At 31.6% G+C, this 20,133-nt stretch carries 25 protein-coding genes; 6 read left to right on the top strand and 19 right to left on the bottom strand.

The window, feature by feature from the left end; all coding sequences use genetic code 11:
• Nucleotides 1-239: 239 nt before the first annotated feature.
• The 3 genes from I2I04_RS22315 to I2I04_RS22305 are packed head-to-tail and all read left to right on the top strand — an operon-like array spanning nt 240 to nt 2,938.
• Nucleotides 240-1,802 (top strand): relaxase/mobilization nuclease domain-containing protein, encoded by a 1,563-nt coding sequence (locus I2I04_RS22315; protein ID WP_008675933.1) that lies wholly within the window; start codon nt 240-242, stop codon nt 1,800-1,802.
• A 19-nt stretch (nt 1,803-1,821) separates the two neighbouring features.
• Nucleotides 1,822-2,445 (top strand): ParA family protein, encoded by a 624-nt coding sequence (locus tag I2I04_RS22310; protein ID WP_004295355.1) that lies wholly within the window; start codon nt 1,822-1,824, stop codon nt 2,443-2,445.
• A 58-nt stretch (nt 2,446-2,503) separates the two neighbouring features.
• Complete coding sequence (locus tag I2I04_RS22305) at nt 2,504-2,938, top strand: hypothetical protein (protein ID WP_008671637.1); 435 nt, start codon at nt 2,504-2,506, stop codon at nt 2,936-2,938.
• A gap of 85 nt (nt 2,939-3,023) precedes the next feature.
• Here the strand turns inward: I2I04_RS22305 and I2I04_RS22300 are convergent, their stop codons facing one another.
• Together I2I04_RS22300 and I2I04_RS22295 are read right to left on the bottom strand one after the other, a co-directional pair.
• Nucleotides 3,024-3,746, bottom strand: a complete 723-nt coding sequence (locus I2I04_RS22300) for a TetR/AcrR family transcriptional regulator (protein ID WP_008671636.1) — start codon at nt 3,744-3,746, stop codon at nt 3,024-3,026.
• A gap of 2 nt (nt 3,747-3,748) precedes the next feature.
• Complete coding sequence (locus tag I2I04_RS22295; RefSeq protein WP_008671635.1) at nt 3,749-4,984, bottom strand: aminotransferase class I/II-fold pyridoxal phosphate-dependent enzyme; 1,236 nt, start codon at nt 4,982-4,984, stop codon at nt 3,749-3,751.
• 161 nt (nt 4,985-5,145) lie between these two features.
• Between I2I04_RS22295 and I2I04_RS22290 the strand changes: the two genes are divergently transcribed.
• A complete protein-coding gene (locus I2I04_RS22290) occupies nt 5,146-6,009 on the top strand; it encodes a hypothetical protein (protein ID WP_008671634.1) in 864 nt (287 codons plus the stop codon).
• A 61-nt stretch (nt 6,010-6,070) separates the two neighbouring features.
• On the top strand, nt 6,071-6,598 hold the full coding sequence (locus tag I2I04_RS22285) for a hypothetical protein (RefSeq protein WP_008671633.1): 528 nt from the start codon (nt 6,071-6,073) through the stop codon (nt 6,596-6,598).
• Between the two features lie 568 nt (nt 6,599-7,166).
• On the opposite strand, the gene I2I04_RS22280 is transcribed toward I2I04_RS22285, so the two are convergent.
• From I2I04_RS22280 to I2I04_RS22220, 13 genes are all read right to left on the bottom strand, one after another.
• Nucleotides 7,167-7,553 (bottom strand): helix-turn-helix domain-containing protein, encoded by a 387-nt coding sequence (locus I2I04_RS22280; protein ID WP_007559164.1) that lies wholly within the window; start codon nt 7,551-7,553, stop codon nt 7,167-7,169.
• Nucleotides 7,546-9,501: a type IV secretory system conjugative DNA transfer family protein gene (locus I2I04_RS22275; RefSeq protein WP_008671632.1), complete on the bottom strand. Its 1,956-nt coding sequence runs from the start codon at nt 9,499-9,501 to the stop codon at nt 7,546-7,548. Before I2I04_RS22275 ends, I2I04_RS22280 begins: the two co-directional genes overlap by 8 nt.
• A 3-nt stretch (nt 9,502-9,504) precedes the next feature.
• Entirely contained in the window at nt 9,505-9,729 is a 225-nt protein-coding gene (locus I2I04_RS22270) for a hypothetical protein (RefSeq protein WP_008671630.1), read from the bottom strand.
• A gap of 177 nt (nt 9,730-9,906) precedes the next feature.
• Nucleotides 9,907-10,350 carry a hypothetical protein gene (locus I2I04_RS22265; protein WP_005647353.1) on the bottom strand — a complete coding sequence of 148 codons (444 nt, stop codon included), beginning with the start codon at nt 10,348-10,350 and terminating at the stop codon, nt 9,907-9,909.
• Nucleotides 10,351-10,360: 10 nt separating this feature from the next.
• Nucleotides 10,361-10,633, bottom strand: a complete 273-nt coding sequence (locus I2I04_RS22260; protein WP_032939819.1) for a hypothetical protein — start codon at nt 10,631-10,633, stop codon at nt 10,361-10,363.
• Entirely contained in the window at nt 10,624-10,902 is a 279-nt protein-coding gene (locus I2I04_RS22255; RefSeq protein WP_004295340.1) for an HU family DNA-binding protein, read from the bottom strand. Before I2I04_RS22255 ends, I2I04_RS22260 begins: the two co-directional genes overlap by 10 nt.
• 11 nt (nt 10,903-10,913) lie before the next feature.
• Nucleotides 10,914-11,267: a hypothetical protein gene (locus I2I04_RS22250; protein ID WP_008671626.1), complete on the bottom strand. Its 354-nt coding sequence runs from the start codon at nt 11,265-11,267 to the stop codon at nt 10,914-10,916.
• Complete coding sequence (locus tag I2I04_RS22245) at nt 11,264-12,100, bottom strand: topoisomerase C-terminal repeat-containing protein (protein WP_008671625.1); 837 nt, start codon at nt 12,098-12,100, stop codon at nt 11,264-11,266. The genes I2I04_RS22250 and I2I04_RS22245 overlap by 4 nt, the downstream gene beginning before the upstream one ends.
• Nucleotides 12,101-12,808, bottom strand: a complete 708-nt coding sequence (locus I2I04_RS22240; protein WP_005647345.1) for a hypothetical protein — start codon at nt 12,806-12,808, stop codon at nt 12,101-12,103. It abuts the gene before it with no gap.
• On the bottom strand, nt 12,789-13,292 hold the full coding sequence (locus I2I04_RS22235; protein WP_005647342.1) for a PH domain-containing protein: 504 nt from the start codon (nt 13,290-13,292) through the stop codon (nt 12,789-12,791). The genes I2I04_RS22240 and I2I04_RS22235 overlap by 20 nt, the downstream gene beginning before the upstream one ends.
• On the bottom strand, nt 13,289-14,398 hold the full coding sequence (locus I2I04_RS22230) for a toprim domain-containing protein (RefSeq protein WP_008671621.1): 1,110 nt from the start codon (nt 14,396-14,398) through the stop codon (nt 13,289-13,291). Before I2I04_RS22230 ends, I2I04_RS22235 begins: the two co-directional genes overlap by 4 nt.
• Nucleotides 14,399-14,402: 4 nt before the next feature.
• Nucleotides 14,403-15,962: a DUF3945 domain-containing protein gene (locus I2I04_RS22225; protein WP_008671618.1), complete on the bottom strand. Its 1,560-nt coding sequence runs from the start codon at nt 15,960-15,962 to the stop codon at nt 14,403-14,405.
• 1 nt (nt 15,963) lies between these two features.
• Nucleotides 15,964-16,683: a DUF4099 domain-containing protein gene (locus tag I2I04_RS22220; protein WP_008671616.1), complete on the bottom strand. Its 720-nt coding sequence runs from the start codon at nt 16,681-16,683 to the stop codon at nt 15,964-15,966.
• A gap of 40 nt (nt 16,684-16,723) precedes the next feature.
• Here I2I04_RS22220 and I2I04_RS22215 point away from each other — a divergent pair, with 40 nt between their 5' ends.
• Entirely contained in the window at nt 16,724-17,389 is a 666-nt protein-coding gene (locus tag I2I04_RS22215) for a M23 family metallopeptidase (RefSeq protein ID WP_008671614.1), read from the top strand.
• A gap of 56 nt (nt 17,390-17,445) precedes the next feature.
• Here the strand turns inward: I2I04_RS22215 and I2I04_RS22210 are convergent, their stop codons facing one another.
• From I2I04_RS22210 to I2I04_RS22195, 4 genes are read right to left on the bottom strand one after another with little or no spacing between them, the layout of a single operon-like run.
• Nucleotides 17,446-18,309 carry a zeta toxin family protein gene (locus I2I04_RS22210; RefSeq protein WP_117682347.1) on the bottom strand — a complete coding sequence of 288 codons (864 nt, stop codon included), beginning with the start codon at nt 18,307-18,309 and terminating at the stop codon, nt 17,446-17,448.
• The gene (locus I2I04_RS22205; RefSeq protein ID WP_008671606.1) at nt 18,296-18,556 is read right to left on the bottom strand and encodes a hypothetical protein; all 261 of its coding nucleotides are present in this window, start codon (nt 18,554-18,556) and stop codon (nt 18,296-18,298) included. The genes I2I04_RS22210 and I2I04_RS22205 overlap by 14 nt, the downstream gene beginning before the upstream one ends.
• Nucleotides 18,557-18,577: 21 nt before the next feature.
• Nucleotides 18,578-19,057: a DUF3990 domain-containing protein gene (locus I2I04_RS22200; protein WP_005647329.1), complete on the bottom strand. Its 480-nt coding sequence runs from the start codon at nt 19,055-19,057 to the stop codon at nt 18,578-18,580.
• Complete coding sequence (locus I2I04_RS22195; RefSeq protein ID WP_004295329.1) at nt 19,054-19,503, bottom strand: DUF3791 domain-containing protein; 450 nt, start codon at nt 19,501-19,503, stop codon at nt 19,054-19,056. Before I2I04_RS22195 ends, I2I04_RS22200 begins: the two co-directional genes overlap by 4 nt.
• Nucleotides 19,504-20,133: the final 630 nt, after the last annotated feature.

Here is a 20,133-nt window from a genome sequence, read left to right as displayed (position 1 = left end):
TGATACCTTTTCTGCCAGTACTGGAGAAAAGCCGGAAAGGAATTTGATACCGTACTTTTCCCGGTTCTCCCGGACATGGACGATAAGAGAACATTATTATGATACCAAAAAACTTTAGGGAAAAATATTATATATATAAATAATATATGAATGTATAATATTTATTATATGAATAAATTATATTGAAATATTCTTTTATTGAATATTTGTTTGTATATTTGCGGTGTGAAGTTATAAATATGGTAGTAGTAGTTTTAAAAGCGGCAACTTCTTTCGCTGGTATTGATTATAATGAGCGAAAGAATGAGGAAGGCAAGAGTGAACTTCTTGTTGCAGAAAATTTTGCTATGAATCCAGATAATTTGAAGAAGTCGGATTATATAGCTTATATGGAATCTGTCTGTAGGACTAATCCAGCGGTCAAGGCAAAACAATTTCATGCAGTGATTTCATGTAAGGGGCGTGAATATTCGGCAGAAGATTTGAAAAATGTAGCTTTGCAATATATAAATAAAATGGGTTATGGAAATAATCCTTATATGATATATTTTCATTCTGATACAGAAAATAATCATGTACATATTGTTTCTACACGAGTACAGAAGAACGGACAGAAGGTGAAAGATAATATGGAAGCTGTGCGCTCACAGAAAGTCATAAATCAAATAATGAATGTTGATTTAGCTTTGAAGGCTAAAGATGATATTTCAAAATACATGGAGTTTTCTTTTTCTACAGTGCAGCAGTATAAGTTGTTACTTGAACAATCAGGATGGAAATTAAGAGAAAAGGATGGATTATTAATTTTGTATAAGGGTGGTGAAAAGCACGCTTCAATTCAATTAGAACAGATAAAAGATAAAGCTAAACAATATACACCTGATGAAGAAAGAAGAAAACAGATAACAGCTCTTTTATTTAAATATAAGCAAGGACTTTCCTATACAGAACTTCAAACTTTGATGAAAGATAAGTTTGGTATAAATTTAGTCTTTCATACAGGAAAAGGACATACTAAACCTTATGGATATACATTAATTGATTATAGAAATAAGAGAGTTTTGAAAGGTGGGGAAGTTATGGATTTGAAGGAACTTTTAGTAGAGCCTAATAAACAAGCAAAAGTAGAACACTGTAATAGTATAATTAATCTTCTTTTGAAAGATGGAACAAAATATACAATGGATAGTTTCAAGAAATCAATGTTAGATTACGGTTATAGGTTTTCAATGAATGGCACAATATTTATAAATGGTGATGATAAGGCTTTATTGGTTCTTGATAAAAAACTGCTGAAAGAATTTAGATATAATAGCAGAGTGTATGAAGCAAATAAATTTAATGTTGCTACAGTTAAAGAAGCCGAGTTGTTAAGTAGAATTTATCATGTGAAAAAAGATGATATTTTGATTCAAGAGCATATGGATAAAAAAAATACTGTCTATTCTGATATGATAAATAGTTATTTGGCTCATAGTTCAGATTTACATTCTACATTAAGAGAAAAAGGAATTCTTTTTGTTGAAGATGATAATTTAGTTTATCTAATAGATAAAAAGAATAAAGTAATCATAAGTACTGATGATTTAGGAATCAATATTATAAAAGATGGCTATAGTAAAGATAGGATTACTCTAGTTACTCTTGATAAGATGGAAAGAATAAATGTTGAACAAGATTCAGAACTGGCAAGGGGATTTAATCTGATTGATGCTATTTGTGATATTCTTAGCCAGCATATAAATGTACAGCAAGATAAATCTCCTAACAGGAAAAAGAAAAGAGGACAGCAACAAAATTAATTAATAAATAGAATAAGATATGATAATATTATTTGGAAATCAGAAAGGCGGTTGTGGTAAAACGACTAATTGCATACAATTTGCCAACTATTTAGTAGAAAAAGGAAAAGAAGTTCTAGTATTGGATTTAGATTTTCAGCGTTCATTATCGGATAGAAGAAAAGAAGATATTGCAACCTATGATAATGAACCTAAATATGAGGTTATACAAACCGATATATCTAATGTTGCTAAAATTATTAGTGATTTTACTAAGGTTGAGCAAGGAAATCTATTAATAGATTTGCCCGGTAAGATTGATGATGATGCTTTGGGAACTATTCTTAAAGCTGCGGATATAATAATATGCCCATTTAAATACGATAAATTTACAATGGATAGTACAGGCTTTTTTATCCAAGTGTTACAGTATTTAAATGTAAAAGCTAAAATATTCTTTTTGCCTAATAATATGAGAACTGCGGTAAGATATGAGACGAAAGAACAGGTAGTTGATATTCTTAAGCAAGTTGGTTTTGTTACAGATGAAATACCAGCTTCTGTTGCGATGGAACGTATAAATACATTAGCAATTAGTAATGAGTGTATTGATAAGGTGAAGAATGCTTATGATTATATCATTCAAGAAGGAGCAATAAAATAAAATATTCTTTTTATAGATATTTGTTATAATATTATTCATTTATTGTATATATTTGCGCATGGCTGATAAATTAAGGAAAAAGCAAAATGAAGGTATTTCTAGTGTTCTGGAAATAGCTAAAATGATAAGAGGTGAAGAATCGCATGGGAGTAGTATAAATGAAACTCCTATTCAAGAAGCTAAATGTGAAGTTGAAGAGGAGAAAGAACCACCTCATGTAGAAATGGAAACAACTTCTTCGGAAGTTTTTAATTTTAATGGCTCTAGTGATATGGATTTGATGGACTTATTAGAGTACATTAAAGGAAAAAATTATAATTGCAAGGAAGTTCTATATGTTGATACAGATGTAAAAGAGGTGTTTGGCTTGCTCAAAGCTAAAGCCAAAATACCTATTTCATCTTTAGTTTCGTTTATATTGGAAGATTGGTTAACTAAACACCGTAACGACATAAGTTCTTTGATTAAGCAAAAAAAGAACCGTTTTCTTTAGTACAGAAAAAGGGTCGTTTTGTGAAACAAAAGATTTTGGTTAGGCTAGACCGTCCAATAGAATTTTTCTATTGGACGGAATTTTTTTAGATAGAAACAATAATATTTTGGGGTATTCCTGTATAATATGCTATTTTTTCTACAGGAATATTATCTTTTTTCATTTTGATTATAATATCAATGTCTTCTTTTGTTATAGAAGAAGGTATAGGTGTAAATAACATTTCTGATAGTTTACTTATAGCCTTAATAACTTTTTGCCTGTCAGATTCTTTTTTTAAATCTATTCCACTGAAAGTTGAAAGTTTATCATGCAAAATAAGATAATATATTCCCCCTATTATTAGTGCAGATATAGTCACAATATCAATATCTGTATTGGAGAATATGTTTGAGAATTTTTGGCATAAAGGTAACGTATGCAATTCCCGTAGTTGAGCGGTACGTTGACTAGTTTCATTGTTATTAGCTAGTTCCCATTTTAGAAGTTCTTGCATGATTTTATTCTCTGATAAAGATTGAAATAAGCCTACAAGAATGTTCATATATAGTGCTTTATCGTTACTATATTGTTTTTGTGATTTTACAATATCGCTAAACCAATAGTCGTATTTTTTTACATACTCGTCAATGAACTTATTCAAATCATCATATCTGTTATAGAATTGTACAGGCTCAATTTCAGCTTGTCGCATAATACCTGTAACTGTTAGATTAGAAAATCCTTCAATTTCAATTAAACGGGTTGCCGCATTAATAATGCTTTCCTCTATGTCTTTGGTACTTCTTCTCTTTCTCCTTTCTTTCATTATTATTTTATTTTTATGTTCTTATTTATATCATTAAGAGTATTGACTAAAGATTCTAATTGTTCACGTTTATGCGTGGCAAGAACGCTGACCCTTAATCTTGCTTCTTTGGTTCTTACAGCTGGATATACAATTCCAATTGTAAAGATACCTTTTTCTTGCAACATTTTAGCAATTTCGTAAACCTTTTTATTATCTCTTATCATAATAGGAAAAATAGGGGAAACAGATTTTCCTATGTCGAACCCTTCTTCTTTCAACCGTTTTCTAAGATAATTTGTATTTTCCCAAAGTTTGGTTCTTATTTGTGGCTCTTTTTTTATAATCTCTAAAGCTTTTAATATGGATGCTGTGACTTGTGGGGTAGGGGCTGCTGAAAACACATTACTGTCCGCATAAAATTTCAAGTATTGTATTATCTTCTTTGAAGCTGCTGCAAATCCCCCTACGCAACCAAATGACTTGCTGAATGTGCCAGTAATAATATCAATTTGACCTAAACAGTTATAATGTTCAGCTGTTCCTCTGCCATTGGCTCCCATTACTCCTATTCCATGTGCATCATCTAACATCAGCATGGCTTCATAAGTCTTGCAAAGAGTAATAATTTCCGGGAGTAAAGACAAATCCCCATCTTGGGAATATACACCATCTATTATTACAAGTTTAGTTTGATATTGCCCTTTGACTTCTTTTAGTGCCTTCTCCAAATATTCTAGGTCATTATGCCCAATTCGTTTTATATTTGTTCCTTTTAATCCAGCCATTGCGCTTGTGTGGATATAAGGGTCTATCAATGCAATATCATTTTGACCTAATAAGGCTCTTAGTATTCCGGCATTTGCTCCAAATCCGGAAGAAAATAAAATAGCTTCTTCTTGTCCTACAAAAGAAGCTATTTCTTGCTCTAGCTGTTGGTGTATGTCGAGATAACCGCCTATTACTTGTGCAGCGCAAGCACCTGTTCCATATTTTTTAATAGCATCTATACCTGCTTGTTTAGTTTCTTCTCTTTGCGACATACCTAAATAATCATTAGAAATAAATGCAATAACAGGTTCATTGAAGCCTTCAATTGCCATTGTTGAACCGATACCTGTATGTGAAGTTATCCAATAGCTTTTGCATCCGAAATCATTTAATTGCTCGATGTACTGCTGGAAATCATTTGCTCTCTCAATAGCATTTTTCCCATAAGATAACTCAAAGTCTTTTAATGAATGATAAGTTTTTCCCATATTAATATAATTTAGATTGTATATTACAAATATATATCATTATTCATGTTTATAAACATAAAAGGGGAATTTATTTCAAAAAAAGTTTTTTAATATACAATGTGAGTTGTATATTTGAGGGTGATAATAAAATTGATTGTTAAATTTTTAAACTTAGGCTTATGAAAAAATTTTTAGTCTATTGTCTGATTATTAGTTTACCATTCTTTTTGTATCAATGTGATAACAACAATGAAGTTTTGGAAAATCAAACGGACAAAATGAAAGATGAATTGGTGGCTGTAACCACAAATGATTTTACCATTGTTACGGAGAATAGACAAGCAAGAGAAGAAGCTGATAAATTAGTTTTTTCTGCTTCTGATTTTCTTCAAACAAAGGAACCAATGTCGGATAATGCAATAGCTCCTTTTGATTATAAAACAGGGCTAGTAGGAGATAAAGCATATAATATTAAAGTTTATATTACTGCTTTAGAAAGAGTCCAAAAGAATTTATCCGTAGTGGATGGACGTTTGACTATTAATGTAAACTCTGGATTTGAACTGAATATGGCTGAAGACCTTTATTTGTACATTACAAACCTTATATCAAAATGGAATGGATGGGTTGAAGATGGGCTTTTTGAAATTGTACAATTGGGGAATAATTACTATGATATTGAGCCCAATTTAGACCATATGGCATTTACACGGTCAAGTCCAGTAGATTTGTCTGCAATGAGTACTCATAATGCTCGTTGGGATGCTGTTAAGAATGTTGTGGATGCAGCGCCTATTGGTACATATGTTGGAGAGCATTTTGTTATGAATTTCGGTGGAGAAATATCAGGAACATTCTATGTGTCTAATAAAGTAAGACGCTATTATGTCTGTGATGCTTGTGGGCAACATGGTATATCTGATACTGGATGTAGCTATAATTATATTGTAACGAATGTCGTTGTACCTGATTCGCAAGTTTATATTTATTCTTTAAGAAATAAAAGTCAATTGGGAATTATAACATATCAAATAGCTAAATAGAACAAATTTACGGGTAGGGTGATGATTTTTCACTCTATCCGTTTATAATGGAATATCAATCATGAAGATATATATGTTTTTCTATTGTTTTTTTTCTACTGTTTTTTTTCAATGTAGTAGTCAAAAAGGAATAGTTGTTAATCAGCAAAATAATGAAGAAGAACTTGTTTATATAGGAAGTGAACAAGATTCTATCAACAAAAGAATACAGATTGAGCATAAAAAAGCATGGGAAGAAGCAACAAAAGTACGAGAATCTATAACAGACTCAACATTCCTACAGACAAAACGACCTATGTCGGATGATGCTATAGCTCCATATAATTATAAAACAGGCTTTGTTGAGGATAGAGCATACAATCAAGTTATTTATATTAAGGCACTTGAAAGGGTAAAAAGCCATCTTTCTATTAAGAAAGGTTTACTTATATGTGATTTAAAATCAGGAGTAGAAATAAGAATATCCGAGGATTTATTTCAATATATAATGGATTTATTGAATAATTGGAATTTAGGTATAAAAGAAGGGAAATATAAGATTGTGAAAACAGAGAATAATGGTTATGATGTTGAAGCTATTCCTCAATGAATAAGTAAAAATGATTTTTGGGTATCATAATTTTGTTCTTTCTTCGTCCATGTCCGGCAGAACCTGAAAGCGTGCGGTACAAATTCCTTTTCGGTTTCTCTTCAGTGCTGGCAAAAAAGGTATCAATTAGATGAAATCCTTTTGCTAATGGACGGTAGTTCCCATAGGTGTCGGTATCATTCTTTTTATGGTGCAGCTGTTTTTCTGTATCCAGATATAGAAAGAAACAGCACAACAAACTTTAGGGAAAATAAGATTTTCGTGTTGCTTTTTCAGTGTTTCGGGAAGTGAAGTGTATTAATCACATATTATATTATATATAATACAGCATTTTGTCCTTGTTCTTTTTTCCCTAATGTTTTATGGTATCAATTTTTTTGTGGCTGGCTTCCGGAAGTTTTTTGTATTTGGTATCAAAAAGAAGTCCTGCAGAGCATATCAGGAATGATGATTCGGTATCATTTTATCATGCCATATTCACCCATCAGTGCCGGAACCTAGAAAGGTGCGGTATCAATTCTTTAAAGTAATATTGAAAAATAAAAGAGAGTATAAATACTCTCTTTTACTAGGGCTGTAATAAATTGATGGCTTTTTGAAGATTAGCTTCTAGTTCTTTTTTAGCGTTTGACATAGCATCCTCATAGTTTTTTTCTGATTGTCTAATAATTTCTATTATAACAGAATTATAATTAGCTTTTTGTGCTTCATCTTCTTCTGTATTAGAAATCAGATAAAACTTTTCACTGAATATTAAATCTATAAAAACATAGTTAGAATAAAAATTCAGCACTTGAAATAAAAGTTTTAGGCTGCCTCCTTTTCCTAATTCAAGATTTGAAATTGCATTTTGTTTACAATTTAGCTGTTCTGCTAATTGAGCCTGGGAATATCCTATATGCTCTCGGATTTGTTTTAACCTTGTGCCTAAAATTGGTAATGTAATGTTATACATATTGTTCTATTACTGTTTCTACTTCGTCGTATATTCTCTTAAAGTTTTTTTGCAGTAATTTCTCTCTATTATCTGCTGTCCCAAAGTTATATACTTTTGGTAGTTCTTTATAGGCTTCTTCTTCTTTCTTAATTTTTTTTAAATCTAAATTGGTTTTGCAGTGGTACATTGCTGTTGGAAAATTATCTTCTTGTCCGAAATCTAATGCAACTTGCCCTACTAATGTACCAGCCTGTAATGAAGAAATTTTGGATGCCGGAATAACAAAATCCATTTGTTCATTCATATTGATTGTTGTTTCATTTCTTCTGATGGTAACACCTTCTTTTACTTGCTTAACTTTTCCAAATAATTTTTGTAGCCAATCTAGAGTTTCAGGAGCTTTTGCTTGCCCGGATAAAGTGTTACCTATAATAGAGGTTATAGTTTTTGCGGTAGCTTTGCCGTATTGTTCTTCTAATTGCGGTAGTTCCTGTAATCCCAAACAAATTGAAACCTTATTGCTACGTGCAGTAGAAAGTAGTGTTGCAAGTTGATAAAAATATAATGTGGGACATTCATCTACTATGATTGAAGTAGGATAGTTACCTTTTGTATTGACAAGTCTAGTTAATCGGTTAATGATAAGTGCATTTAAAGCACTATTCATGCTTTGTGTTTTAGGATTATTTGCAATGATGAGATAACTAGGGTCTTTTTTATCTGATACTTTTAAATTGAAATCATTGCCACTAAATACCCAAAAAGATTCTTTAGTTGCCAGTCTTGATAACTGTACTTTTAGACTTGCCATCTGTCCTTCTAATTGGTCCACTGCTCCTGATTTATATGCAGCTTCAAATGGGGAAACTAGTGATTTTAATTCAGGTTCGGAAAAAAGGACTTTAAATAATACATCATATTCTTGATTAAGAAAAGCCAGTACATGCGGTAAATCTGAATATTTGCCATTCTCATATCTAGACCAAAAATAAATAGAGGCTGCTAACAAGTTTACTGCTGATGTTTTAAAAAAATCGCTATTACCTCCACTTCCCTTATCACCCTTTTGTAAACTCTCATATAATGCTTCTGCCGTTTCTGTTGCATCTGCTAGGATTTCTATATATTCTCGTTTCAATGGATTTATTCTTCTACTATATTCAATATCAGAAAAATTAATGACATTGAACTTGAAATTACTTGGTATTTTCCCTAATTGCTTGTTCTTCTGATAATTATAATATGCAATCTTAGCAAGTTCAGGAAATTTGAAGTCGTAAACAACTTCTGCAAATCCTTTAGCTGAATGTTGTCTTATAAAAGAATTTATAACAGAAAAAGATTTACCACTTCCGGGCGTTCCTATTACAAAAGTTCCACGAAAACAGTTACATATATTCAGCCATCCATTATGCCACTTTCTATTGTAGAAAAACTTCATCGGAATATTGACAGAGTATTCTGTTTCTACCTTGTCTTTAGATTGTTCAAAGCTTTCATTCTCTATATTAAATCTATCTTTCATAAAGTTTGATTTAATACGTTTGGAAATGTTATCTAGAGCTGAATTTATTAATGTAGCTCCAATTATCGATAGTATAATGTAAGCTATATTATGCCATTCTAAATTAGTTTCTCCTTTTTCTTTAAAGAAAAGAAAGCATATACTTCCAAAGAACATTATGAATCCAAAAATTAAAGGAAAAATGATTTGTTTAGTCGGGTCTAATTCTAAATCCTTTTTTGAACGTGTTCCAATGCAAGTAACCATTATAATAAAGAATGTAAATAGTTTACTATAAAGAATATTAGAATAGATAGGAATTTTTGCCATTTTTGATAATAAGGGCATAATTTGTTCACTAAAGGGAAAATGAACAAATAGTAGAATCTCTATGCAAACAGTTATATAAATGAATGCTTGCATGAATCCATATAGTTTTTGTAATTCTTTGCTTTCTTCCATGATTTAATCGGGTATTTTAACTTTTTCAGGTTCCTCACATTGAAAAGCCTTGAAATCTTCTATAGCTAATTTCAAGTTTTCTAAAAAATTGCTATTGCAACCTTTTTCTACTGCTATCTGGTAATATGCTTCCATCGCTTGGACGGAACAAATATCTGTTCCGCATATTACAAAAGCTGGAATGTCTTCTAATAGGCATTTGTGTAATAATCTTTTTTGGTCTTTCATCTTATTAATTCAAATGAAAATACCACTCTTTTATGTAGTGAGAGTGGTATTGGTTTCTATTTTTTGGTATCATAATAATGTTCTTTTTTCGTCCATGTCCGGGAGAACCGGGAAAAGTACGGTATCAAATTCCTTCCCGGTTTCTCTCCAGTACTGGCAGAAAAGGTATCAATTCTACTACTGGTAATTTTCCTGTCCGAATATATGTTGAACCATTGCATAATTTTCACCACTGTTAGACTTATGCAGCTTATCATCAATAAAAATTTTTACTTCGACTGTCTTAGGTAGCTGTAAATTTTCAAGGTTTTCTTCATCTTTAGGTACAGGGTAGGCAGATAGCCATAAATATGTTCCTTGTTTGGCTTCTTGCTCAAATGTAAATGGACTTTCTACAATAATTTCTTTGGCAGCTTCTTCGGGAGCTTCGGAAGAAATATCTACTCCTACTGTATAATGTATTAGAAGCTTGAAGTTTTCTGGGTCGCTTACGGTAGCTTCATAACGCACTTTTCCTATATCTCCTGTAGGTGGAGTATCAGGGTCGTTGTTATCGTCTTTACTGCATCCAGACAACATAAGGCTTAAACCAATCATTGCTAATGATAAATACTTTTTCATATTGTTTCTTTTAAATAGTTGATAATTCAATGTGTATCGTTCCATTTGCAGCATTATATGCTACTTCCTCAATATTGGTGAACCGTCTTATTGATTCTTTCCATTCTTCTGTTTGTGGATTGTTTGGATATTGTTCTTCTAATAGACTTATCAAATTATCTACTTGTTTGTTAGATAGATAAATCTTTTCTCCAACCCTTGGAACTACAGGTAATTGGATTGGTATAGAAATATTGTTCACACCATCTATAGGAATATGGATGTTTATTTCTATCATAGCCATTTCATGTTTAGTATATTTTTGGAAGGCTTAAATTTAACAACTTCCTTTTCTGGAACTTCTACAGGTTCTCCAGTTGCCGGATTTCTAGCTATCCGAGCTGGCTGAATAATCTTCTTGAAAGTACCAAAATCTTTTATAGAAACATCTTTTTCTCTTAGATTTTGAGATAATTCTTTGAAAAAACTATCAATTATTTCTGCTACTTCTTTTGTTGGTTTATTTGCCTTTTCAGCAACCATTTTGATTAAATCAGTCTTATTCATTTGCATATCAATAATATTTAATTACTTAAATCACTTAAACAAATTTCAGGAATAATTTGGGTATAGTCTTCTGTATCTGGTCTATAATGTATTGATTCAACAATATTGACTTCACAGATAACATCATATACCCATGCTTTAAAATTTCCTTCTAAATCATCCTCACCATCATTGAATTTATTAAAATCACTTTTGGCTTCATCTGTTAGATATTCTAATAAATTTTGATAGGTAAATTCATTCTGAAACATTATAATGTGAGGTGAAATTTCTTCGCCTATCCTTGGAAGATGCGGAAAATTCCAATCACCCTTTACGCTCATTCCTCTCTCTTTAAAAAAATGGCTATAAATTATAAATTTTATTTTCATATTAGTTTTATTTTAAAATCATCGTTCAGTACAAGCTTTCTTTCCATCGGTTGCCCGTTTTTATCACGAAATCCAGTTAACACAGGTGTTTCTTTTTTCTCGCAAAGTTCTATTGCTTCTTCGGGAGTTATAGAACGTCCTGACATTTCACGCCAAATGACAAAATCACATTTTATGGTTTCATTTCTATAGTTGGAACAATTATAGGCTTTTTTGTTTATATATAAGTTTCCTCCACACTTAGGACACTTACACAATGTATTATCAAAAGAAATATCTAAGTTCTCTGTTAGAACCAGCCGTGAAGAAAAATCATTTCCTTCTCTTGATTTAAATCCAGTCATAAACGGTGTTTTTTTACCTTTGGCAAGTATTTCTGCTGCTTCCAATGGTATTTCTCTTTGTGCAATAGTTTTGGGTATATAGAGGTTACAAACTCTGTTGTTGTCCTTGTCCTTTTGCGAATACCCTTTACAAGCATATCCATTTAGTAAAATTTCAATTTCTCTACCACACACAGGACACGGAGTTTCTAATACTTCATTTACAAAAGAAGGAATAACGATTCCATTTTCGATAGTCAGATATGCAGAAAAAGGAACTCCTTTTTTATTATGGAAGTCATGAAATATATCTGTTTTCCCTGTTGTTATTAATTGCCTGGCTATTTCTTCTGTAATCTCTTTTCCCCAATATGAATGATAAATATTAAATGTACATTTGTCATTCATGTTTTTGAAGTAATTACAGGAATATCCTAAACTACCTTTCATTATGTGTCCTTTTTGGCAAATAGGGCATAAGCCTAAATCTTTGATTGTATCATTATCCATTTAATATCCTCCTTTACTAATCCATTTAATGCCGTTTAAAATATTATCTACTTTTTGTTTCCCACTATTTACATATTTAAATTGTCCGGGTACAAGTGTTTTTAGTACTCCAGCTCTTTTAGCAGATTTCATTTGTCGGCATACAGCGTATGCAAGTCCTCGCATTCGTCTAAGTTCATTGACCACATGAATACATAAATCTATCCTTTGCTTATTATCCATAAGATTTTTTTCACCGCCTTGCAATGCTATATTGTTTATGTATATCATTAAATCTACACTTCGACTGATAAGTTCATACTCTGTTTTTGCAATTATGGTTAATAATTTGGGGTCTCCAACTGCATATTTAGCTGCTTCGGATTGATACTTAGCTATGTCTCTAGCTAAGGTTGAAGCATAAATAATATCCTTTCCATTTTTCACAACTGCATTAACTGTAGAAAGATAGTTGTATGTCTTTTCCTGTAAGGATTGAATTTGACTCATTTTTTGTTGAATTAAAATTTGAAAGTTACGGATTTTTGTTTCCTCACTTTGTATATCTTTCAGTACACCTTGTTGCGCCTGATGGGAATAAACCAATGTTCCAATCATTGCCGGGTCAATGACAATAGATTGTGCTAGTCCTTTTATGTTGCCTAACAGTAACATTAGGGAAAAAAATAAAAGCACTCTTTTCATATCATTATCTGTTTGTAAATTCATATATTCCTTTTTTCTTTTTTTGTTCTTCTACTCTATTCCTGATAGTTTGAATTATATCACTATTAGCTTTAAGACCATTCATCAGTAGTTCTGGTGTTGATTTATCGCCAGAATAAATGTAGATATTGGTGTTGTTTATTAAAGACTGGATAAAACTTTGCTTTTCTTCATAATCATATACCCGATATAATTCTATGTAGTTAATCCTTTTTGAAAGTACTCCTTGATATATTTTTATTTGCTCTCTAGTTATAATCCATTTTGTACAAAGTAACATTGAAATATATCTGTAGAAAATTATAAATATCAACAATACTAATATCGTTCCACTGATAAATTTTAATAATTCATGTTCTCTTATATATTTACTAAAAATGAACACGAAAATCGCTAATGTGATTAAAAGGAAATTCTTCATTAACCAATATCGGAATTTAGGCTTTAATATAATATCATCAGAAGCTATGTTTGTTCCATCATTCATAACTTAATACTTTTTTTTTGTTCATGTTGTTTCATTAGAATTTCATTGAAATCTTTTGCTTTTTCTGCTTTATGAGAAATCATAGGAGCTATTATTTTGCTTTTTTCCCTAAAACTTTCTAGTGAAACGTCATTTTTGTTAATAGTGAATTCTCTACCCTTAGTTTTAAACAGCACATCATCTTTATTTTCTTTTATTGTCACTTCTGTATTACTAATGATTCCAGACACTTTAATGTCATACAAATTACCGTTTAAATCATTATCAAAACAGGTATGTACTTTAGCTTGTGGGTATCGCAATAAAGTGTTTTTTATTTGATTAACTGAAATGTACCCTCCTACACTACAAAAAACACTTTCTTCTAATTTGATTTTGTTAGCATTGAGCTGATAGAAGCTCATAGCATCTAAAGCGGATTCTGCAAAGTATATATGTTTTGCCATTTGGGGGTGTGGGCAAAAATCAGCAATCCAAAGCGAGTTACTTTTATCTCCTCCGGCAGCCATTCCTTTGAATCCATAGTTTCTTAATTCGTAATTTGTTACTTTGTTGTCTTTATCTGTTGGATTAATATAGGGAAAACCTATATTATAATAATTGCCGTTTCCTTGTAAGTCTTTAACCCTTGTGATAAATGGGAGAAACTTCTCTACGACTTGATGATTTATATTTCTTTCATTTGTGAGAAATCTTAAATCAGCGAGTGTAGTAGGAAATTCTTTATATCTATATTTGTCAAAAGATTTGTTTTCTGTTTTTACAACTTTGAATGCTTCATATTTAGGACTATAAGGCTCATTTGCGTAATGTCCTAAAATCATATTAATTCGCACAAATGTATTTTGATGTTGGAATTGTGGGAAGTCGTTAATATGATTTTTGATGAACTGAATTAAATCTCCACCTTTATAATTCCTATCATAGTAGTGTTCTTGTACACTATGAGGATTCTTGATGATGATTTCATCCAACTTGTTACCTGCTCCGTCTGTTAGTTTAAAAACAGGCGAAACCTTTCCTTTGCTAATGTCTTGTTTATATCCTAAATCTTCAAGTATTTGAATGATGGATATTTTAGCCTTATAATCGTCAAATGTTAGCATAATATTATAGTTTCATTGTTGGAGTATCATTATTTTTTCCGTAGGTTCTACCATATCCGAGAATAGATGCTTCTTGCTTCGCTGTTGCTTTAATAGAACTATCTATTTTATCCATCTGGGTAGATATTTGTTCTCCGACAGTTTGTTTAGTAGCTTCCCTAGAGCTGGAATATGTTTTTTCTACTTCCTTGTAAGAAGCATAATCCTTAGAAAGTTTATGTTTCTCTAAAAAGGCAGCCATTTCGGTGGGTTTATCTTTAAATATTTCATCAATCCCTTTAGCTCCTTTTTGGGCTACAAACTCTAATCTTTCTTTATCAGATATATGTCTTTCTTTCCCTATTGTTTGTTCTTTCTTTTCAGTCGCTTTAATTTCTATAGTATTTGCATCTTTGATTGATAATCCATTTCTGGCATTCAAATCTAGTTTTACTTTTGCAGCTTTGTTTAGTTCCTCGTTTACAATGGTAATTTCTTTTCCATTTTTGAGATTTTCTTGTTGCATAGGAGTTAGCTCTACTCCTCCAAGTTTTTGGGGAATATGAATGTCTTTTGCTTTTATTGATACTATTTCATTAGTATCTTTGTCACGTTGGTGCAATGTTCTTTCTCCTTTTGAATTAGTCTTTACTACGACATTATCAGCTTTTAGGGCTTTTATTTCATCCTTAGTAAAGGATAAATCATTTTTTATTTCTTGTCGTTTAGGAATGAGTAAGATAGCAATCCCAGCGATTGGGTAAACTACAGTAATAGCTGCGATTGCTAGTTTTCTAGCATTGATACCATCAATTTTGATGCGTTTACCTTCTTCTTTGAAATCAATTTCGTTGGCTTTTAATTTAGATTTATTTTCAGGTGTATTCTCGGCTGTTATATATTTAAGAGTTGTTGCTTTCCCTTCAAAATGGAGTTTCCCATTTTCTGTTTTATAAGACACTTTTTCATTGTCTAGAAGTGTTCTATTATCAGGAGTATCTTCAATGGAAAAATTTAGCATACCAGTTTTTTTCCCATTTCTGATATTTGCAATATCTTCGGGGCTTAAATTTTCCGGTTTAACTCCTACTTCATTAAACTTGTTCCAATCTATATCAACATATGAACCTTTACCATCTAGGGTTTGGTTTTGTTCATAAGCATATCGATAAAGGTCTTCTCCTTTATATGCAATTTTATTTTCAAGGTCAATGACTGTAAATCCGTCTTTATATCCTTCATTCTTATTAGCACCTTGTTTTATATCATCCCATTTTATAATTGCAACATTGTGGTTTTCTCGTAAATATTGGCTATATTCTTGGAAATTATTGCTAGCTCGTTCTTTATCAAAGAAACGGATTATTCTTTCTTTAGATTGCTCTAATAAGGATTCTCTATTATCTCCTAAATTGCCAAGTTTAAGTGTATTCAGTGGATAAGTATATGTTTCATTACCTTTGGAAAAGATAATATCACCATTTCGATATTCTTCTGAATATCCAAGAACTGCTGCTATGGCTCGGAATTGTCCGGCATTTTCATAACTATATTGCAGGGCTTCAAAATTTTTCTTTTCTTCCATTTTATAATTTGAATTTATGTTCTACTTTAGATTGAGATTCACTTCCAAGTGACGGCTTTTGTCCTTTCATGTATTCTATATATTCATTTCTGTTTTTATCAGTATGAATAGTTCCTATAATTTGTGGGTTATGCCGGTCATAAGCTATTTTCTGTTGCTGCTCGAAGTCTAGGAATTTTATTCCTCTTGGATTATTTAAATCTAATCTTATGGCAATTTTTTCTTTGTCAACGTTTAAAATCAATTCCTTACCTGATTTTAGAGTTTCCTTTTGTTGCTTATCCAGCTCAACACCTTTTATGTTTGAAGGTATTGAAATGCTTTTGATTTTTGTTTTAAGCAATTCGTTTGTTTCAGGGTCTAATTGTACAAGATATTTTTCATTGTTAATAGTTTTTGTTATTATTTCGTTATCTTGAAGTCGTTCTAACTCCTTTGGCTTAAGATTTATATCATTCATTATTTCTGGTCTGACTGGATGAATTTTAACGCCAGCATTGTTACTGTCTTTCCAGTACAAACTTATTTTTCCTTTCATACTTATTTCTTCTCCATTGTTATCGTGAAAAGAAAGGTCTAGTAAACTGGTTCTCTTTCCAGATAATAGAGCTGTGATATTTGCCTTATCCAAAGACCATATCTGTTTTTTTGATATTCCTATTAGTTCTAATTCTTTATATGGAATATCATTTTCATTAAAAATAGCTTGCTTTTTATCCATGTAATGTATATTTTTGCCCAAAAGTAATAAAAATATCAATATGAAGAATAAATTTATCATGTTTTTTGCTTGTTCATTGTTTTTTTCAGTGAATGGCTACTGTCAGTTTAATACGGTATTACAGAAAAAGGATATTCCTAAAGCGGAACCTGTATTAGCAACGACAGAAAATAAGTTGATAGAAGAAAAAGAAAAGGCTGTTGTCGTCAATGATGCTTTGACTACAGAACGGCTTGCATACTGGAAGCAAAGAAGGTATTTATCTTTGCCCATTGATTCAATGGTGATAACTTCCCATTATGGTAAAAGAAAAGACCCATTTACTGGAAAAATAGCAAATCATAGAGGGATAGACCTTAAAGGCAACAACGACTATGTTTATTCGATAATGCCGGGAATGGTTGTAAAAACAGGAAAAAATAAAGGGTTGGGCAATTATGTAGAAGTGCGTCATGGTGATTTTACTTCTATCTATGGGCATTTATACAGTGTGCTTGTAAATGCGAAACAAGCTGTTGAAGCTGGGCAACCAATAGGCATTAGTGGAAGTACCGGGCGCAGCACAGGAGAACACTTACATTTTCAAATGGAATACAAAGATAAGACTATAGACCCTAAGCCAATTCTTGATTATATTAATGAGGTAATCAGAACCGTTAAAGGACAAATTTCACAACAAATAGATAATGAGTTAAGACGCAAATAAATAGAAAAAGAGGATTGGAAAAACCAGTCCTCTCTTTTCTTTTTTATTTTGAAGAATCAGAAGAAACCTTTTTTTAATCCTTTTTCTTGTCTTTGAACTTTTTCTAGTGAAGATTGAAGTTGTGATAGTGCTTCTTTCATTCCTTTTTTTACTTCAGGATTCGTAACGGATTCAATAAGCTCTTTTCCTCTTTGAATGTTAGTGTTAAGTATTTCTTTATTCTTCATCTGTTTTGAACGACTTTCATCTATAAAAATAGATGGCATACTTTTGCAACTCCATTCACCATTTACTAGATTGAAATCTTTAATTCTTTCTTTCGCTAAGTAGGTGTGGATAGAAATCTTATCTACAGCCTTGTCGCTGTATAATTGGTTTGCAGACTTCATTAGTCCATTTACGGCTTTGTTATGTGAATCAATGTCGGCTAATCGTCCTTGTCCTTTCTTTAATATTTCTTCTTGATACCTGTTATAAAGCCCAAGTTGAGTAAATTCTTTTGGAGCTGCGATAATGTATGCTTCAACTCTAAATCCTGCATCCTTAAATTTTTGTGCTGTTTTTAAGGGTACATCGGGATTTCTCATAGTTCCTTCTATGATGATATTACATTTTCGCTTAATGGCTTCTTCTATTAATTTTTCAGTGAAAACACTAGAAAAAATCTGAGTTTCAATGGGGTATTTAATAGGGTCTTTTATTAGTTCTTTATTAGGGTGGAAAGGTCTGTAAAGGTCACCATTAACTGTAAGAAAATTCTGTAATGGATGGTCTGCTTCTGCAACACGTATAAGTGTGCTTTTCCCACAGGCTGGCTGTCCACCTAAAATTATAGCAATCGGATTTTCAGAGGCACTTTTCCCTTTAAAAAAAGCCTCTTTTCTTGCTTCAAAAATGGCTTCTACTTCATAGCGTTGCATAGTATGCTTTCAATTTGGGTGCATAATAGTTTTCTATCTTATCCATGATAGATAAGCGTACTTTTTCAGAAACTTCAAACTGTAGTAATCCATTTGCTACTTCTTCCTCTGTGGTAAGTATATCCAGTTCTTTGTATAACAATTCTTTCTTGTTTTCATCCTTCTCTTCTGATATTTCATCTATCTTCATCATGCGGAGTGTCCCGATAATGTCGAGCGCAACATCCAAGCTCATTTCTTTATTCATGGTTCATTATAGTTTTATGATTTATACTTCAATAGATTCTGTGAATTTTAATAATGGAATAACTTTCACTGTATGAAATGAAAGTTGGTTAAAAAGCTTATGGGTCTTTAGCATTTCAATCGCTGCATCAGCCGTAACAACACCTTGTTCATAAAGCCGGATTGTTGCATATAACTGGTCATTGGCAACGGGTCCCATTATTAAATCATAGCTGTTTTTTCCTTTTCCTCTGCGGTTATTAACTACAAACTCCAGCCACTCTTTTGTAGCCCCATCAAATCGAAGGACTGAAAACTCTCTATCAAGAATATTATCGGGGACTTCATAAACTGAAACGACAGCTTTTTTACCATGTTCCCGATTTCTTTTGAGTATTGCCCACTTCTTAGCCTGTTCAAAATTAGTTGTCGTATAGAATCCTTTTCCAAAGTCAGTAGCTTTACGCCCTTTCTGTATATTAGGGGATTTGACGGTAACTGTTGAGCCGTGATATAGTTTCATGCCTTTTTATTGATATAAGTTATTATAGTATCTAATATATACTCTGTATCTTGTGTGTGCAGCATTTCAAAATTTTCATATAGAAATTCAAAAACGCCATGATTGGAAAACAGCAAAAGAGTTTCTTTAGCACTTATATTTTTAGTTTCCCTGTAATTTTCAGCACAAAACATTTGAAAAAGCAGTATCTTTGGATTGTCCTTTTGTACTTTCTTCTGTTCTGTTTTCTCTTTTTCTAATGCTTCATAAAGTGATAATGTACTTGAATACCACAGTTTTGTATTCTCGTCCAATAATGCCTTGTACAAATTGGAAGAATATATATAGTATAACGCATCTTCTAAAGGTAGCGTTTTTCTTTTCATGACTGTATCAACCAATTCTCTCATAACAAATGGGAGCATAGCCGAACCAAGTTCATTTTGATATGTTTGATTAGTTTCCATAACTATTTATTTTCTAATTTTATATAGCTATCTTGCTGATGTATTTAGCAAAGATAGAGAAAAAACAATCATCATAGACCTATTGTATTGATTAGTTTGTAAATAGGTTCTTTGTATTTCTTTAGATTTTTAATTTGTATAACATACTTATTGATTCCTAGCTCATTAAAGATTTCTGCGTACATTTTTATTATGGATTTTCTGTAGTAGATGGTTAATCCTACTATTGCAATGCAAATAAAAATCAAATAGACTAGTTCACTATACGCATAGATTGCTAATACAAAAACTCCACCCATAGCCCATAAAAAGCTACTTAAAAGAAATTTTAAGATATTCATAATTTTGTTTGCTGTTCTTTATACTGGCAGCCAAACCAGCTTTAAAGGTTTGTTTATCTCTTTATTTTCAATACTCAAAGATAGTGATTTTCTATAAATGTCGCAAATAATAGGACAATTATTTTAGTTAAAAATAGTTTTAGGCTTATAGATTGCTGAAGTCTTATTTTTCCCTAAAGTATTGGTATCATAATAATGTTCTTTTTTCGTCTATGTCCGGGAGAACCGGGAAAAGTACGGTATCAAATTCCTTTCCGGCTTTTCTCCAGTACTGGCAGAAAAGGTATCA

This window comes from Bacteroides sp. 1001136B_160425_E2, from assembly GCF_015559655.1.
Lineage (GTDB): Bacteria > Bacteroidota > Bacteroidia > Bacteroidales > Bacteroidaceae > Bacteroides > Bacteroides luhongzhouii.
The sequence above is the reverse complement of the archived record's forward strand: the minus strand, read 5'-3'. Positions and strand labels throughout refer to the sequence as shown.

Coding starts and splice junctions, on each gene's coding strand:
- I2I04_RS22315 (WP_008675933.1), top strand. CDS start 240: ATGGTAGTAGTAGTTTTAAAAGCGGCAACTTCTTTCGCTGGTATTGAT.
- I2I04_RS22310 (WP_004295355.1), top strand. CDS start 1,822: ATGATAATATTATTTGGAAATCAGAAAGGCGGTTGTGGTAAAACGACT.
- I2I04_RS22305 (WP_008671637.1), top strand. CDS start 2,504: ATGGCTGATAAATTAAGGAAAAAGCAAAATGAAGGTATTTCTAGTGTT.
- I2I04_RS22300 (WP_008671636.1), bottom strand. CDS start 3,746: ATGAAAGAAAGGAGAAAGAGAAGAAGTACCAAAGACATAGAGGAAAGC.
- I2I04_RS22295 (WP_008671635.1), bottom strand. CDS start 4,984: ATGGGAAAAACTTATCATTCATTAAAAGACTTTGAGTTATCTTATGGG.
- I2I04_RS22290 (WP_008671634.1), top strand. CDS start 5,146: ATGAAAAAATTTTTAGTCTATTGTCTGATTATTAGTTTACCATTCTTT.
- I2I04_RS22285 (WP_008671633.1), top strand. CDS start 6,071: ATGAAGATATATATGTTTTTCTATTGTTTTTTTTCTACTGTTTTTTTT.
- I2I04_RS22280 (WP_007559164.1), bottom strand. CDS start 7,553: ATGTATAACATTACATTACCAATTTTAGGCACAAGGTTAAAACAAATC.
- I2I04_RS22275 (WP_008671632.1), bottom strand. CDS start 9,501: ATGGAAGAAAGCAAAGAATTACAAAAACTATATGGATTCATGCAAGCA.
- I2I04_RS22270 (WP_008671630.1), bottom strand. CDS start 9,729: ATGAAAGACCAAAAAAGATTATTACACAAATGCCTATTAGAAGACATT.
- I2I04_RS22265 (WP_005647353.1), bottom strand. CDS start 10,350: ATGAAAAAGTATTTATCATTAGCAATGATTGGTTTAAGCCTTATGTTG.
- I2I04_RS22260 (WP_032939819.1), bottom strand. CDS start 10,633: ATGGCTATGATAGAAATAAACATCCATATTCCTATAGATGGTGTGAAC.
- I2I04_RS22255 (WP_004295340.1), bottom strand. CDS start 10,902: ATGCAAATGAATAAGACTGATTTAATCAAAATGGTTGCTGAAAAGGCA.
- I2I04_RS22250 (WP_008671626.1), bottom strand. CDS start 11,267: ATGAAAATAAAATTTATAATTTATAGCCATTTTTTTAAAGAGAGAGGA.
- I2I04_RS22245 (WP_008671625.1), bottom strand. CDS start 12,100: ATGGATAATGATACAATCAAAGATTTAGGCTTATGCCCTATTTGCCAA.
- I2I04_RS22240 (WP_005647345.1), bottom strand. CDS start 12,808: ATGAATTTACAAACAGATAATGATATGAAAAGAGTGCTTTTATTTTTT.
- I2I04_RS22235 (WP_005647342.1), bottom strand. CDS start 13,292: ATGAATGATGGAACAAACATAGCTTCTGATGATATTATATTAAAGCCT.
- I2I04_RS22230 (WP_008671621.1), bottom strand. CDS start 14,398: ATGCTAACATTTGACGATTATAAGGCTAAAATATCCATCATTCAAATA.
- I2I04_RS22225 (WP_008671618.1), bottom strand. CDS start 15,962: ATGGAAGAAAAGAAAAATTTTGAAGCCCTGCAATATAGTTATGAAAAT.
- I2I04_RS22220 (WP_008671616.1), bottom strand. CDS start 16,683: ATGGATAAAAAGCAAGCTATTTTTAATGAAAATGATATTCCATATAAA.
- I2I04_RS22215 (WP_008671614.1), top strand. CDS start 16,724: ATGAAGAATAAATTTATCATGTTTTTTGCTTGTTCATTGTTTTTTTCA.
- I2I04_RS22210 (WP_117682347.1), bottom strand. CDS start 18,309: ATGCAACGCTATGAAGTAGAAGCCATTTTTGAAGCAAGAAAAGAGGCT.
- I2I04_RS22205 (WP_008671606.1), bottom strand. CDS start 18,556: ATGAATAAAGAAATGAGCTTGGATGTTGCGCTCGACATTATCGGGACA.
- I2I04_RS22200 (WP_005647329.1), bottom strand. CDS start 19,057: ATGAAACTATATCACGGCTCAACAGTTACCGTCAAATCCCCTAATATA.
- I2I04_RS22195 (WP_004295329.1), bottom strand. CDS start 19,503: ATGGAAACTAATCAAACATATCAAAATGAACTTGGTTCGGCTATGCTC.